The sequence below is a fragment of the Mesorhizobium sp. CAU 1741 genome, from assembly GCF_039839275.1.
Taxonomy (GTDB): Bacteria; Pseudomonadota; Alphaproteobacteria; order Rhizobiales; family Rhizobiaceae; genus Aerobium.
Genome location: NZ_JBDOQP010000002.1, coordinates 124,862 through 138,396 on the forward strand (window position 1 = coordinate 124,862; position 13,535 = coordinate 138,396).

At 64.1% G+C, this 13,535-nt stretch carries 13 protein-coding genes; 6 read left to right on the forward strand and 7 right to left on the reverse strand.

Annotated elements, in window-relative coordinates:
* Positions 1–61 precede the first annotated feature (61 nt).
* The 6 genes from glyS to AAFN84_RS07635 all read right to left on the reverse strand — a co-directional run bounded on the left by glyS (position 62) and on the right by AAFN84_RS07635 (position 9,097).
* Positions 62–2,182, reverse strand: coding sequence for a glycine--tRNA ligase subunit beta (glyS, locus tag AAFN84_RS07610; protein ID WP_347513962.1), 2,121 nt, complete (start codon positions 2,180–2,182; stop codon positions 62–64).
* Positions 2,183–2,262: 80 nt separating this feature from the next.
* Entirely contained in the window at positions 2,263–4,209 is a 1,947-nt protein-coding gene (locus tag AAFN84_RS07615) for a DUF2207 domain-containing protein (RefSeq protein WP_347513963.1), read from the reverse strand.
* 14 nt (positions 4,210–4,223) lie between these two features.
* The gene (locus AAFN84_RS07620) at positions 4,224–4,793 is read right to left on the reverse strand and encodes a LemA family protein (RefSeq protein WP_347513964.1); all 570 of its coding nucleotides are present in this window, start codon (positions 4,791–4,793) and stop codon (positions 4,224–4,226) included.
* A 65-nt stretch (positions 4,794–4,858) separates the two neighbouring features.
* Positions 4,859–5,815 carry a glycine--tRNA ligase subunit alpha gene (locus AAFN84_RS07625; RefSeq protein ID WP_347513965.1) on the reverse strand — a complete coding sequence of 319 codons (957 nt, stop codon included), beginning with the start codon at positions 5,813–5,815 and terminating at the stop codon, positions 4,859–4,861.
* A gap of 120 nt (positions 5,816–5,935) precedes the next feature.
* Positions 5,936–7,933: a tetratricopeptide repeat protein gene (locus tag AAFN84_RS07630; RefSeq protein ID WP_347513966.1), complete on the reverse strand. Its 1,998-nt coding sequence runs from the start codon at positions 7,931–7,933 to the stop codon at positions 5,936–5,938.
* A gap of 147 nt (positions 7,934–8,080) precedes the next feature.
* Positions 8,081–9,097 carry a polyprenyl synthetase family protein gene (locus AAFN84_RS07635; protein ID WP_347513967.1) on the reverse strand — a complete coding sequence of 339 codons (1,017 nt, stop codon included), beginning with the start codon at positions 9,095–9,097 and terminating at the stop codon, positions 8,081–8,083.
* 170 nt (positions 9,098–9,267) lie between these two features.
* On the opposite strand from AAFN84_RS07635, the gene AAFN84_RS07640 reads away from it, so the two are divergent.
* The 6 genes from AAFN84_RS07640 (at position 9,268) to moaB (ending at position 12,942) form a co-directional block, all read left to right on the forward strand.
* Positions 9,268–9,492 (forward strand): DUF2007 domain-containing protein, encoded by a 225-nt coding sequence (locus tag AAFN84_RS07640; protein ID WP_347513968.1) that lies wholly within the window; start codon positions 9,268–9,270, stop codon positions 9,490–9,492.
* Positions 9,489–10,292 carry a methyltransferase gene (locus tag AAFN84_RS07645; protein ID WP_347513969.1) on the forward strand — a complete coding sequence of 268 codons (804 nt, stop codon included), beginning with the start codon at positions 9,489–9,491 and terminating at the stop codon, positions 10,290–10,292. The genes AAFN84_RS07640 and AAFN84_RS07645 overlap by 4 nt, the downstream gene beginning before the upstream one ends.
* Before the next feature lie 82 nt (positions 10,293–10,374).
* The gene (locus AAFN84_RS07650; protein ID WP_347513970.1) at positions 10,375–11,232 is read left to right on the forward strand and encodes a S49 family peptidase; all 858 of its coding nucleotides are present in this window, start codon (positions 10,375–10,377) and stop codon (positions 11,230–11,232) included.
* A 76-nt stretch (positions 11,233–11,308) separates the two neighbouring features.
* Positions 11,309–11,494: a hypothetical protein gene (locus AAFN84_RS07655; RefSeq protein WP_347513971.1), complete on the forward strand. Its 186-nt coding sequence runs from the start codon at positions 11,309–11,311 to the stop codon at positions 11,492–11,494.
* A gap of 19 nt (positions 11,495–11,513) precedes the next feature.
* On the forward strand, positions 11,514–12,398 hold the full coding sequence (locus AAFN84_RS07660; RefSeq protein ID WP_347513972.1) for a 4-(cytidine 5'-diphospho)-2-C-methyl-D-erythritol kinase: 885 nt from the start codon (positions 11,514–11,516) through the stop codon (positions 12,396–12,398).
* Complete coding sequence (moaB, locus tag AAFN84_RS07665) at positions 12,385–12,942, forward strand: molybdenum cofactor biosynthesis protein B (protein WP_347513973.1); 558 nt, start codon at positions 12,385–12,387, stop codon at positions 12,940–12,942. The genes AAFN84_RS07660 and moaB overlap by 14 nt, the downstream gene beginning before the upstream one ends.
* On the opposite strand, the gene AAFN84_RS07670 is transcribed toward moaB, so the two are convergent.
* Entirely contained in the window at positions 12,939–13,451 is a 513-nt protein-coding gene (locus AAFN84_RS07670; protein ID WP_347515075.1) for a glycosyltransferase, read from the reverse strand. The two genes, moaB and AAFN84_RS07670, sit on opposite strands and share 4 nt — an antisense overlap.
* Between the last annotated feature and the right edge of the window lie 84 nt (positions 13,452–13,535).

Sequence of the window (13,535 nt, forward strand, 5' to 3'; positions counted from 1 at the left end):
TAGTGCACGTGGAGCGTTCCGGCATGTATCAGTGGACGATAATCGCCATCGGCTGGCCGTCCTACCCAGCGATCTTCGAGAAGTCGGCGACCTGGCCTGTGGCGCTGCGGATGCGTGCCAGCAGCGCGAGGCGGTTGGCGCGAACCCTGGCGTCAGGGTCGTTGACCAGGACTTTCTCAAAAAACGAATCAACTGGTTCACGCAACACGCTCAGTGCGAGCATGGCGGCGGAAAAGTCCTGTTTCTGAATCGCTTCCGCCGTTTCCATCTCTGCCTGGTTCACCGCATCGTAGAGCGCCGTCTCAGCCGCTTCCGCAAACAGTGCCGGGTCGACGGCATCGGCAATCGCCGTGCCCTTCTTCTCCTCGGCGGCAAGGATGTTGGCCGCCCGCTTGGTGCCGGCGAGAAGGTTCTGGCCGTCCTCGGAATCAAGGAATATGCCCAACGCCGCCACCCGGCTGGTGACCAGCAGCAGGTCGTCTTCCTCCGGCGAGATCACCGCGTCGATCAGGTCGTGCCGCGCGCCCTTGTCGCGCAGATAGACCTTCAGGCGATCATGGAAGAAGGAGAGGAGGTCGGCGCCGCCGTTCGCCGCCGACAGCAACTTGAGCCTTACACCATTCTCGATCACGATCCGAATGACACCCAGCGCCGCCCTTCGCAACGCGTAGGGGTCCTTGGAGCCCGTCGGCTTCTCGTCGATGGCCCAGAATCCAACCAGCGTGTCGAGCTTGTCGGCCAGCGCCACGGCGATCGACACCGGATCGGTCGGCACGACGTCCGATGGGCCCTGTGGGCGGTAATGCTCCTCGATGGCAGCGGCGACCGAGGCGGTTTCTCCCTGGATCAGCGCATATTTGCGGCCCATCGCGCCCTGCAGTTCGGGGAACTCGCCGACGACTTCGGTCTGCAGGTCGGCCTTGGCCAGAACGGCCGCGCGTGCGGCCTCGTCCGGATCGGCGCCGACGATCGGCGCCAGTTCCCGTGCCAGCGCCACGATGCGCGCGACGCGTTCGCCCTGCGTGCCCAGCTTGGCATGGAAGGTGACGCCGAGATGATCGAGGCGTGCCATGCGCTGGTCGAGCGGCTTCGCTAGGTCGAGCGCGAATCTTGTCGCGGATTCCACCAGCGTATCGCGATCCGGCAGGTCGGCCTGATCCGTCTTCCAGAAATGCACGGCGTCGGAGAGGCGCGCGCGCACGACCTTGCCGTTGCCGTAGGCTATCTCTTTGCCGCCATCCTTCGCCTCGATGTTCGACGTCAGGATGAAGCGATTGGCCAAACGCTCGTCCTCCCCGCGAGGCCGCGTGACGAAACATTTCTGGTTGGCGCGGATCGTCAGCCGGATCACTTCTGGCGGGATGCCGAGAAAGGCCTCCTCGAATTCGCCCATCAGCACCACCGGCCATTCGACGAGACCGGACACCTCTTCCAGAAGCCCGTCATCCTCGACAAGCTCCAGCCCGCTGGCGAAGGCAAGGTTGCGGGCATCGTCCTGGATGATGCTCTTGCGCCGTTCGGCATCGAGAACCACCTTGGCGGCCTCGAGTTTGGCGACATAGTCGTCGAAGCGGCGCACGACGATGGCGTCCGGCGCGTGGAAGCGGTGGCCGTAGGTGACGTTCCCGGCGCGAATGCCGTCGACTTCGAAATCAACCACGACGGGTTCCTCGGTCTCCGGGCCGAAGGTGCACAGGATCGACTGCAGCGGACGCACCCAGCGCAGCGAGCCCGGCTGCGCGGAGGCCGCCCCCCAGCGCATCGATTTGGGCCACGGGAAATCCCGGACCACCGAGGGCATGAGGTCGGCAATCACGTCCTGCGCGTCGCGCCCGGGCTTCGAAATGACCGCGACGTAGAAGTCGCCCTTCTTGGGGTCGGACTGAACCTGCGCCTCATCCACCGACGAAAGCCCGGCCGAGCGCAGGAAGCCTTGGATGGCCTGCTCGGGCGCCTTCGTGGATGGGCCCTTGCGCTCCTCGCGCACATCCTTGGAGCGCGCGGTAAGGCCGCGAACGTCCAGTGTCAGCCGGCGCGGTGTCCAATACTCCGTCGCCGCCTCATATGTGAGGCCGGCTCCGACCAGACCGTCCGTCACCATCTTCTTCAGGTCGCCTGCAGCCTTGCGCTGCATGCGGGCGGGGATTTCTTCCGAGCGGAGTTCAAGAAGTAGGTCGGGCATGGGATGGTTCGCCGTGCTGTGCAGTTGGTTGCGCTGCCTCTAGCAAGCCGGCCGCGCTTTGTCATGGGTTGCGGCTGATTTTACCAGCCGCCGCCGCCGCCGCCACCGCCACCGCCACCCGAAAAGCCACCTCCACCGCCACCGCCGCTGAAACCGGAAGACGAGGATTTCGGAGCAGGAAGGGATGCGGTGAAACTGTTGGAGAGCGAACCGGCGACGCCGCCAAGGCTGGAGCCAATCGAGTCGCCGTTGAAGCCGCGGCCATGATACCAGCCGGGTCCGACATAGGCCGCCGCCGCCGCACCAGCCGCCGTGGCTGTCGCCAGCCAGGCGTCGAAAGCGCGCGACCATGGCTTCTCGACACCGAGCGCGACGGCATAGGGAAGCAATGTCTCGAAATGGCGCGGCGACATCTGCGGCGCGCCCTGCATGTTCATGCGGTCCTGCTCGGCAAGCGTCAGGTACTGCTTCAGGCCCTTGATCTCCTCCGTCAACTTGCTTCCCAGCGGGGTCGGCGCGCCCATCAGGTAAATGAAAACGACGTTGGTGATGACGAGACCACCGGCGATAGAGAGCACCGCGCTGTCGAAATCGGATTCAAAGAAGAGGAATCCAAATCCGGACAGGACCGTGAGCGCGATGAAGCCGGCGAATGCGGTGGTCACCACGACGATGAGCCGTTGTGTGAGACTGCGAGCGGAGCGCCAGCGTCTGCCAAGATTGACGGCAAAGATCGAGATGATCACCGCCGGGATCACCACGCCCATTCCGGCCGCCATGGTTTCCACGTCGATATTGCCCAGCAGCAGCGTCCCCGCCAACGCGAGGAGTGAGAGCACCACACCTATGACAAGGTAGCCCGCATTCTGGCGGTAGTAGCGGTTTCGGTGTTCCTTCTCGATCGCGGTGCGAAACGAAAGGCCGGTGGCCTGCACGCGCTCGCCATTGTTCTTGTCGACGGTGAGTTCGTCGCCGTCTCCAGGCAGGTGGGAAAGGATCGCCGCTTCGCCGACCGACGCGTCGGCAGGCGTTCCCGTGCCCTTGCGGCGGATCGTCAGATCGCCTTCCAGATCATCGAGTTCGACGTGTCCCTTCACGCCGAGATTGATCATCGCCGCCGAAAACGCGTCCCAGCCCTGGCCGCGAAAGCCGCGCTGTTCGATATAGTTGACGAGCGCGGGGGAAACGCCCTCCGGCGGGGTCCAGCGTGGCACGACGACACCGCCGGGCGGGTCACGGCCGACACGGCTCCAGGCCCAGAAATAATACGCCAGCACAACGAGAAGGCCGATGCCGCCGACGATCCGCCCGGCATTCTCGCGGAGCCAGGCCATGCGCTCTTCCGCTTCGGTCGGCGGCGAGACGACACCCTTGGGAAAGGCAACCACGGCAGTCAGCCCCTCGCGCTGGCCCAATTCCGTGTCCGCTTCCACGATGATGCGGTTGCCGCCGTCCAGACGTTGCGCGCTCGCGGCCTGTTCTGTCGAACCGAAGGGGCCTGTGTAGTAAGTGACGTCGGTTGCCTGCGCTCCGTTCGGCAGGCGGATTTCGGCACTTGCTGCAAGGATCGGAAAATCCCATCCATTGCCGGTGACATTCCAGTAAAGCTCGTCGTGGTCCTCGAAAAACCGGATCTGCCGGGTGGTGTCGTAGGTGATGTCGTAGACGTGCTCGCCATGCGGAAGCAGCACCCCGGCATCGCCGATCCGGATACGCACGACGCCCGAGCCTCGCTCCACCGCGAAAGGTTCGTCGCTGCCGTCGCGCGTGACCGAGACAACGTCGAGATCCACTTCGCGCATACGGCCCGCCGCGTCCTCGTAGCGCACCGGAATATCGCGGAAAATCCCGCGTGATATCTGCCGTCCCTCAACATTGACGGTAATGTCTTCGCTCACCCGCAAGGTGCCGTCGGAGCCGACATCGATCTCGGAATGGAACGATCGGATTTCCTCGGCGGCCTGCGCGCCCGACGCCATGCCGAACGCAAGCATCACCAGCAGCAGAAATGGCGCGAGCAGCTTCATGCAGGGGCCGGCCTTCAGGAAAACGAGACTTTGGGAACGGCGCGGTCGGCCGGGTTCTCGATCTCGAAATAATCCGCCTTGGTGAAGCCGAATGTGTTGGCGACGATGTTGGACGGAAAGCTCTCGATGCGGATGTTGAGATCGCGCGCCGCGCCATTGTAGTAGCGCCGCGACATCTGGATTTCGCTTTCCAGCGTTTCCAGCGTGGTCTGCATCTGCAGGAAATTCTCGTTGGCCTTCAGGTCCGGATAGGCTTCGGCGACCGCAAAAAGCCTCCCCAGCGCCTGGCTCAGCATGCCTTCCACCTGCGCGCGTCCGGCGACGTCATCGCTGGGGAGGCTTTGTGCGCGCGTCCGCAATTCGGTGACCTCCTCGAGCGTCTGGCGCTCGTGGCCGGCATAGCCCTTCACCGTCTCGATCAGGTTGGGAATGAGGTCGGCGCGCCGCTTGAGCTGGACGTCGATGCCTGACCACGCCTCCTTCACCATCTGGCGCGCCCGCACGAGCGCGTTGTAGACGACGATGACGTAGCCCGCGAGGGCAACGAGGACGACGATGGCAATCGTACCGAATCCGAAATCCATACTTGGTCCCCCTCTGCCGTTTGGCGAAATCTAGCCCGAGGGTTCCCTAAAGGAAAGCGGGAGAATCAGGCCGCCCGTTCGAATCCGAAGCCGCCGGCATCGGTCTGCAGGAATGCTTCGCCGCAGGCCTTTGCGAGGTTTCGTACCCGCAGGATGTAACTTTGCCGCTCGGTGACGGAGATCACGCCGCGCGCGTCGAGCAGATTGAACGCGTGCGAGGCCTTGATGCACTGGTCGTAGGCCGGCAGGACTATCCTGTGGAGAGGCTGGTTTGCGTCAGGCGACGGGGCGCCCGCGGCCAGAAGCGCAGCGCATTCGCGCTCCGCATCCTCGAAATGCCGGAACAGGATGGACGTATCGGCATGCTCGAAATTGTGCCGCGAGTATTCCTGCTCGGCCTGGAGGAAAACGTCGCCATAGCTGACCTTGTCAGCTCCCTCGCGACCGTTGAAGTTCAGGTCGTAGACATTGTCGACGCCCTGGACATACATCGCAAGGCGCTCGAGGCCGTAGGTCAACTCCCCCGCGACGGGTGCGCATTCGATGCCGCAGACCTGCTGGAAATAGGTGAATTGCGACACTTCCATGCCGTCGCACCAGCATTCCCAGCCCAGCCCCCAGGCGCCGAGCGTCGGGCTTTCCCAGTCATCCTCGACGAAACGGATGTCATGCACGAGCGGATCGATGCCGATCGCCTCAAGCGAGCCGAGATAGAGTTCCTGCAGGTTCGACGGGTTCGGCTTGAGGATCACCTGGTACTGATAATAGTGCTGCAGGCGGTTGGGGTTCTCGCCATAGCGGCCATCCTTCGGACGACGCGACGGCTGAACATAGGCGGCGTTCCATGGACGCGGCCCCAAGGCGCGCAGCGTGGTCGCAGGGTGAAACGTGCCAGCGCCCACTTCCATGTCGTATGGCTGGAGCACGACGCAGCCATATTCAGCCCAGTAGTTGTGCAGCGTCAGGATCAAGCCCTGGAACGAGCGGCTGGGATGCATGTGGGCGGGGATTTGTGCGTTCACGGCTTGCCTCGGAAGGGCTGTGGCGGGGTTGGCCACCTCCTAAAGCGGCGACCGTGGAGCGTCAAGCGCGCGGGGAGGCTCGAGTCCTCGCTACACGCGTTGGCGCTACGCCGTTGCCGCTCAGTTCGACGGTGGCACTACAAGCTGCTGTCCGGGGACGATGCGTCCGGGATCGCCCTGAAGGGACGGATTCAGGTCGAGAATCTCCGGATAGCGATTGCCGTCGCCAAGGACATCGGCAGCGATGGACCAGAGCGACTGGCCCGGCGCCACGACATGGACGTTCTCGTTCACCGATACCGTCTCGACGTTCGGTTCAGCCGGTGCCGGCCGCGCGCCTTCGGGCAGAGGCACGATGCCGGACGCCGCGGTCTCGACCTCAGCTTCCTCCGCTTCCGCCTCGGCACGCTGTTCGAAGGGCTTCATGCCTTCCGCGAGCTTGCGCTGCGCTTCCGAACGCACGGCATCATCGGGATCGAGTGCGAGAGCGTGGCGCCATTGGAACGTGGCCTCAAGCTTGCGTCCGACACGCCAGTATGCGTCGCCCAGGTGATCATTGAGCACCGGATCGGCCGGCATCAGGCCCACCGCACGCTCCAGTTCCTTCACCGCCTCGTCGAACTGGCCGAGGCGATAATGCGCCCAGCCGAGCGAGTCGACGATGTAGCCGTCGCTTGGCCGCAACTCGACGGCACGGCGGATCATCTCCATGCCTTCTTCGAGGTTGGTGTTCATGTCGACCCAGGAATAGCCGAGATAGTTCAGCACCTGCGGCTGGTCAGGAAACAGCTCCAGTGCGCGACGGAAATTCGGTTCCGCTTCCTCCCAGCGCTTCAAGCGTTCCAGGGCGATGCCGCGCTGATAGAAGATGTTCCAGTCAGCCTGAGTGGGCTCCTCCAGACGCGACACGGCTTCGTCGTAGAGTTCGGCGGCAGCGGCATAGTTCTCCTGCCGGGCATAGACGCCGCCGAGCGCGAGATAGCCGCGCATGTCGTTCTTGTCGCTCTCGATCGACGACTTGAGATGACGTTCCGCTTCCGGATAGCGTTCGAGGTCGGCCAGGTTCAGTCCGAGCTGAAGCTCCGCGACCGGCTTCATCGGTGACGTTTCAGGAAGCTGCTGGTAATGCATGATCGCCGTCTCGGCGTCACGCTGCTGTTCGGCCACGCCCGCAAGCTGGATGAGGATGGCGTCGTTTTCGGGCCGAAGCGCAAGCGCGTATTGCAGATAGAGACGGACGAAGGATTCGCCGCCGCTGCGGTTGAGCGCGGTGGCGAGGTTCAGCAGGGCCTCGGCGGCGCCCGCCGCGGGATCGGGCACAAGCGGCTCAATCTCCGTGCCCGCCTCGATTTGGGCCCGCAACACTTCGATGGTGAGGCGTCCGGATGCGAACTCGTCGGCACGATCGAGTACAGCAAGCGCTGCCGCATCATCACCTTGCCGGGCGAGGAAGCCGGCATAGGCTTCCATCAGGCGCAGATAGGCATCCGGCGCGGCCGCGCCCGCAGAAACGTTGGTGGAGGCAGATTCATAGGCGGCGCGCGCGGTTGCGGCGTCTCCCCCCTGCTCGGCGATGAGCGCACGATGATAGGCCACGAAGATATTGTACCATTCGGGGCCCGACATGTTGTCCACGTGGGCCAGCGCGCCGGAGGCATCACCGCCGCCCAGCTTCGCCCAGGCGGTCATGATCCCGGTGATCAGCCTGTCGAGGTCGGATTCCAGCGTGAGTTTCAGCAAGTGCTCGGCGTTGGCGTAGTCTCCCTTGCGAATCGCGTCCACTCCCAGCGCCAGGCGCGAGAAGCGTTCGACATCGGGGGCTTCCTTGAGCTTTTCGGCATAGGGCAGCGCCTTGTCGAACTCGCCGTTTGAGATCAGCCCGAGCAGCAGGCTTTGCTGAACCGCCTGATTGTCGGGGTCGAAGGAGAGCGCACGCCGGTAGTAGGCGATCGCGGCTTCGAGATCGTTGTCGCTGTCGGCGGTGCGCGCCGCCAGAAATGCTCCAGAAAGCGAATAGACCCGAGCGGCTTCGCGTTCGCTGGCGGTTGCGGGGCTTCCGATCAGCGTCAGGGCTGCGACCCCGGCGGCAGCGATCAAACGTCCAGTTCCAAGCGGCATTGCTTCCCTTCCTGTCGATCCGGCATGCGCGGAGAGCGGACTCAGCGGTGGGCTTTTGAAGGCCAAAAGCATGGCCTTTTTGCGGACGCCGTTCAATGCGCGTTCGTTCACGATATGGCTATGGGTGCAATCCGCCCCGACGCAGGGCTAGTTGACCCGGCTGATGCAGAAGTCGATCACGTCGAGCATCGCCTGCTTTTGCGGCGTCTTCTTCAGCGGCGCCAGCGCATCGCGCGCGATTTCGCCGAAATGCCGCGCGCGGCCGATCGTGTCGCCGATGGCGCCATGCTTCGTCATCAGTGCGCGCGCGTGCTCGAGCGATTCGTCATCGCTGCGGCCGTTCTCGATCGCATCCTTCCAGAAGCTGCGTTCTTCCGAAGCGCCGCGACGGTAGCTGAGGATGACGGGCAGCGTCACCTTGCCCTCGCGGAAATCGTCGCCGACATTCTTGCCGAGGCTGTGGGAGTCGCCGCCATAGTCGAGCGCGTCGTCGATGAGCTGAAACGCAAGACCGAGATTCATCCCGTAGGAGCGCAGCGCCGCGCGGTCGGTCTTCGACGCGCCGGCGACGATCGGGCCGACTTCCGCAGCCGCCGAGAACAGCGCCGCCGTCTTGGCCTTGATGACCGCGAGATAGTCGTCTTCCGTCGTCTCCAGGTTCTTGGCCGCGCCAAGCTGCATGACCTCGCCCTCGGCGATGACCGATGCGGCGGTCGACAGGATGTCGAGCGCGTCGAGCGAACCGACCTCAACCATCATCCGGAACGCCTGGCCAAGAAGAAAATCGCCGACCAGCACGCTTGCCTGGTTGCCCCAGATCATCCGCGCCGTCCGCTTGCCACGCCGCAGGTCGCTTTCGTCGACGACGTCGTCGTGCAACAGGGTCGCGGTGTGCATGAACTCCACGCTGGTGGCGAGCTTGACATGCGAATCGCCGGAATAGTCGAACATCTGCGCCGCGGCGAGCGTCAGCATGGGGCGAAGCCGCTTGCCTCCCGACGAGATCAGGTGGTTCGCGACTTCGGGTATCATCTCGACGTCGGAACCGGCCTTGGAGAGGATCAGTTCGTTGACACGCCCCATATCTTGCGCCGTCAGCGATACCATGGCCTCGATCGACGGGTTCTCCCGCCGGCCACCTTCGATATTCAGTACGACACCCACCTGTGGAACTCCCGACTGCGCGGCAACCAGCCGCCATTGCGGCCGAACTCTAGGCAGACGAACCCCACACGGCAAGTGGCGAATTGGCGCGGAACGGTCCACGGAAAGCCACCTTTCCCCCGTTAGTCAAAGTCGTTTACAAAGCGCGGCCAAACTGAGAGCGTTCCACCATGATCGAACTCCTGCGTTCCAACGACCCGGTGCTCATTTCCTTCGTCGAGGCCCTGCTGCGTGACGCGGGTCTGTCGTTCTTCGTCGCCGACGAGAACATGAGCATCATCGAAGGCTCGCTGGGCATTCTTCCCCGACGTGTGATGATCGCTGACGATGAAGCCGACAGCGCGCGCGAGTTGCTCCGCGACGCAGGCATCGCCGGCGAGATGAAGGACGGATGAGCGCCGGTGCATCGCTGCCGGGTGACGACCTCGCCGGTCCCGTCACGCTGGATGCGTTTCACCGTGGTGATTTCCATCTCGTGCAGCCGGCTGCCAAGGGGCATCGCGCGGGAACCGATGCGATGATGCTGGCGTCCACAGTGCCGGGCACGTTCGCCGGCCGCCTCGCCGATCTCGGCGCAGGCGCAGGCGCAGCAGGGCTGGCCGTCGCGTCGCGCTGCCCGCAGGCACGCGTGACCCTCATCGAGCGATCGCCGCAGATGGCGGCCTGCGCGCGCCATTCGATCGCGCATGAAGCCAATGCACGCATCCATGGACGCGCCGATGTCGTCCTCGCCGACGTAACCCTTACCGGCATGGCACGCCATGCCGCAGGGCTCGACGATGGCGCCTTCGACTTCGCGATCATGAATCCACCATTCAACGCCGCGGTCGACCGGCCGTCTCCCGACCTTTTGCGGCGCGAGGCGCACGTCATGGATGAAGATCTCTTCGAGCGCTGGCTGCGTACGGCCGCGGCGATAGTGCGGCCGCGCGGCGGCCTTGCAATCATCGCGCGTCCCCAGTCGCTGCCGGCGATCCTCGCGGCGATGAAAGGCCGGTTCGGCAACCCCTGGGTCAAGCCGGTGCACCCGCGTGCGTCGGAACCCGCCATCCGCATCTTGGTGCGGGCAGTGCGTGCCTCGCGCGCGCCACTGTCGTTGATGCCGCCCCTCATCGTGCACGACAGCGGCAGCGACAGGTTCTCCACCGAGGCCGAGGCGGTGAACAATGGGCGAGCCTCGCTTTTCGGAGACTGAAGCGGCGCCTTTTCGGCTCCGATATTGCGCATGCGCGCCGAATGCCTACATGCGACATTGACACATTGGAGAAACGCCCCTCGTGAGACGACTGTTCAGCCGCCTTCTACCCCGCTCCATGCGCCCGAGTGGCGTCACCATTCCCGTCATCCGCCTGCAGGGCGCGATCATGGCCGGAGGCGGCCAGTTTCGCCAGAATCTGTCTATTGCGAACACGGCAGGGCTGATCGAAAAGGCGTTTGCCGTAAAGGATGCTCCCGCCGTCGCGATCGCCATCAACTCGCCCGGCGGCTCGCCGGTCCAGTCGCGTCTCATCTACAAGCGCATTCGCGACCTTGCCGAGGAAAAGAACAAGCGCGTCATCGTCTTCGTCGAGGACGCGGCGGCTTCCGGCGGCTATCTGATCGCGCTCGCCGGCGACGAGATCATCGCCGATCCGTCGTCGATCGTTGGATCGATCGGCGTGATTTCTGCCTCGTTCGGTTTCCAGGACCTGATCAAGAAGATCGGCGTCGAGCGGCGGGTGCACACGGCGGGCCAGAACAAGTCGGTAATGGATCCGTTCAAGCCGGAAAAGAAGGAAGACGTGGAGCGCATCAAGGCGCTGCAACTAGAAATCCACGACACCTTCATCGACCTCGTAAAGGAACGGCGCGGCGCGAAACTCGCCAACCATCCCGACCTCTTCACCGGCCTGTTCTGGACGGGCAAGAAGGGCCTCGAACTTGGCCTCGTGGACGGACTTGGAGATATTCGCTCCTTCCTCAGGCAGCGCTACGGCGACAAGACGAAGCTGCAACTTGTGTCGATGCCGAAGGGGTTGTTCGGGCGCCGACTGGGCATCTTCGGCAGCAAGCTCCCGGAAATGACCGCGTCTGCGGCGGACGGGCTTGTCAGCGCGGCGGAGGAGCGGGCTTTGTGGAACCGGCTCGGCCTTTGACTGGACGCTGAAATCAACTAAACTCGGCGGTCGTAGACACGCGATGCAAACGCCGCGAAACCGAGGAGACCAGGAGATGCCGCAACTGATATTCTTCTCTCTCGTCGGCGTGGTTGCCTATGTGGGCTATCGTTCGTTCGTGCGAGAGGCAGAGAAGATCACCGCCAAGGCAAAGCGTGCCGAAGCGGAGCGCCGGACCGGCAGCCAGGGCACCCTGGTCAAGGACCCCAAGACCGGCGAGTATCACCTGCCGAAGGATTGAGCGGGCCGGCCCGCCACTGATGATCCAGTTCATTTCGGAACATGCCCCGGCAAAGGTCAATCTTGCCCTGCACGTCACCGGGCGACGCGCGGACGGCTACCACCTGCTGGACACGCTGGTGGTCTTCACCGAGGCCGGAGATCGTATTCGCGTGCGTCGGGCCGATCGCGACACGCTCGACATTTCCGGGCCGTTTTCGTCCGGACTTGAAAGCGATGCCGACAATCTCGTGCTGCGCGCGCGCGACATGCTGCGTCGGTTGACCGGAACGACCATTCCCGTCCACATCGCCCTGGAAAAGAACCTGCCGATCGCCTCCGGCATCGGTGGCGGTTCGAGTGACGCGGCGGCGATACTTCGCGCGCTGCACTGCCTTTGGCGTCCGGACGTGTCCCTTGACGAGATCGCGCTTGAATCGCTGCAATTGGGTGCGGACCTGCCGATGTGCATGGAAGCCCGGCCTCTGATCGCGCGTGGAATCGGTGACGCGATCACTCATGTGGAAGGATTGCCGGCCCTGGCGATGGTGCTCGTCAATCCGGGCGTTGCGGTGTCGACACCTGCGATCTTCCGTGCGCTGGCCAGCAGGGACAACGCACCGATGCCGGCGCTCGATCCGCGTCCTGATTTCGCCGGACTCGTCGGGTGGTTGGCGTCGACGCGCAACGACCTTGAGGACACCGCCGCCTCGCTTGCACCGCCGATTGCCGATACACTTCAGGCCCTGCGGCACAGCGGCGCCGCGATGGCGCGCATGTCCGGCTCTGGCGCAACGTGCTTCGGGCTGTATGCCAGTCTGGACGAGGCTCGGCGCGCAGCGGAGGTGATCGCAAGCAGCGAGCCATCATGGTATGTCCAGGCCACCAACACGATCGAAAGGGTCTCAGCCGATGTCGCGACTTGACGAAAGCCGCCCGTTCGTGCCGGTCGGCATTGCCATCCTGACCGTGTCGGATACGCGGTCGCTTGCCGACGACCGCTCCGGCCAGACGCTCGCCGACCGCGTCGGCGACGCCGGTCACAGGCTCGTCGCCCGCGAAATCGTCACAGACGACGTCGATGCGATCAGGGAGATCGTCGGGCGCTGGGCGCGGGACGAGGCTATCGACGTGATCATCACCACCGGTGGCACCGGCTTCACCGGCCGCGACGTGACGCCGGAAGCGCTCGAGCCGCTGTTCGAAAAGCGCATGGACGGTTTTTCCGAAGTCTTCCACCGCATTTCCTACGACAAGATCGGGACTTCGACGATCCAGTCGCGCGCAACGGGCGGGGTCGTCAACGCCACCTTCGTGTTCGCCCTTCCCGGCTCGCCGGGCGCTTGCCGCGACGGTTGGGACGAGATCCTCAAGCCGCAGCTCGACTATCGGCACATGCCATGCAACTTCGTCGAGATCATGCCGCGCCTCGACGAGCATCTGAAGCGTGGCGCGGCCAAGTCGGCCTAGCCCTTGGAGAACGGCGCGACGACAATTTCCGCGCCGAGCCTGCGGGCTGTAATCGCCTTTGCGATTGCTGCGGCCGACGGTTCCCGCTGAGACAGCGATAACGCTTGGCGACGCGTGATCATCAGTCCCTCGGCAAGTGGCCGTCGACCTGACAGGATGCGCGCGAGGAAAGGCTGTTTCGACTGCCTGGCACGCTGGAAGCGGGCCGGGCCGGTCGCATCGCCAGCATGGGCAAGAACCGCGTCCATCCAGCCATCGAGCAGCCGCGCGCCGGGCTCAAGCAAAAGCAGCCACTCGCTCCGCGCCTGCCGTATGCCGGCTTCGAGGTGGGCATCCGCGAGATAATGGCAGCCGGCATGGTCGGCGACCGTGTGGGTGCGATCCGAAGAGCCGGCATCACACACGATCACTTCACGCACCACGCCTTCGACCGCGCCGCCGACGAGCGACGCAAGCGTGCGCGCCAGCGCATCCTCGTGATTTCGTGTCTCGATGACGACTGAGAGCATGAATGCGACATAGCCGAAAGCGTTCTTCAAGGCCAGCATTGCAGTGCAACAAAGAAAGTTCTTGCTTTGTTCTCTCCTCCAAAA

Bases quoted from the DNA above. Each gene is read 5' to 3' on its own strand.
- glyS (WP_347513962.1), bottom strand. From the start codon at position 2,182: ATGCCCGACCTACTTCTTGAACTCCGCTCGGAAGAAATCCCCGCCCGC.
- AAFN84_RS07615 (WP_347513963.1), bottom strand. From the start codon at position 4,209: ATGAAGCTGCTCGCGCCATTTCTGCTGCTGGTGATGCTTGCGTTCGGC.
- AAFN84_RS07620 (WP_347513964.1), bottom strand. From the start codon at position 4,793: ATGGATTTCGGATTCGGTACGATTGCCATCGTCGTCCTCGTTGCCCTC.
- AAFN84_RS07630 (WP_347513966.1), bottom strand. From the start codon at position 7,933: ATGCCGCTTGGAACTGGACGTTTGATCGCTGCCGCCGGGGTCGCAGCC.
- AAFN84_RS07640 (WP_347513968.1), top strand. From the start codon at position 9,268: ATGATCGAACTCCTGCGTTCCAACGACCCGGTGCTCATTTCCTTCGTC.
- AAFN84_RS07645 (WP_347513969.1), top strand. From the start codon at position 9,489: ATGAGCGCCGGTGCATCGCTGCCGGGTGACGACCTCGCCGGTCCCGTC.
- AAFN84_RS07655 (WP_347513971.1), top strand. From the start codon at position 11,309: ATGCCGCAACTGATATTCTTCTCTCTCGTCGGCGTGGTTGCCTATGTG.
- AAFN84_RS07660 (WP_347513972.1), top strand. From the start codon at position 11,514: ATGATCCAGTTCATTTCGGAACATGCCCCGGCAAAGGTCAATCTTGCC.
- moaB (WP_347513973.1), top strand. From the start codon at position 12,385: ATGTCGCGACTTGACGAAAGCCGCCCGTTCGTGCCGGTCGGCATTGCC.
- AAFN84_RS07670 (WP_347515075.1), bottom strand. From the start codon at position 13,451: ATGCTCTCAGTCGTCATCGAGACACGAAATCACGAGGATGCGCTGGCG.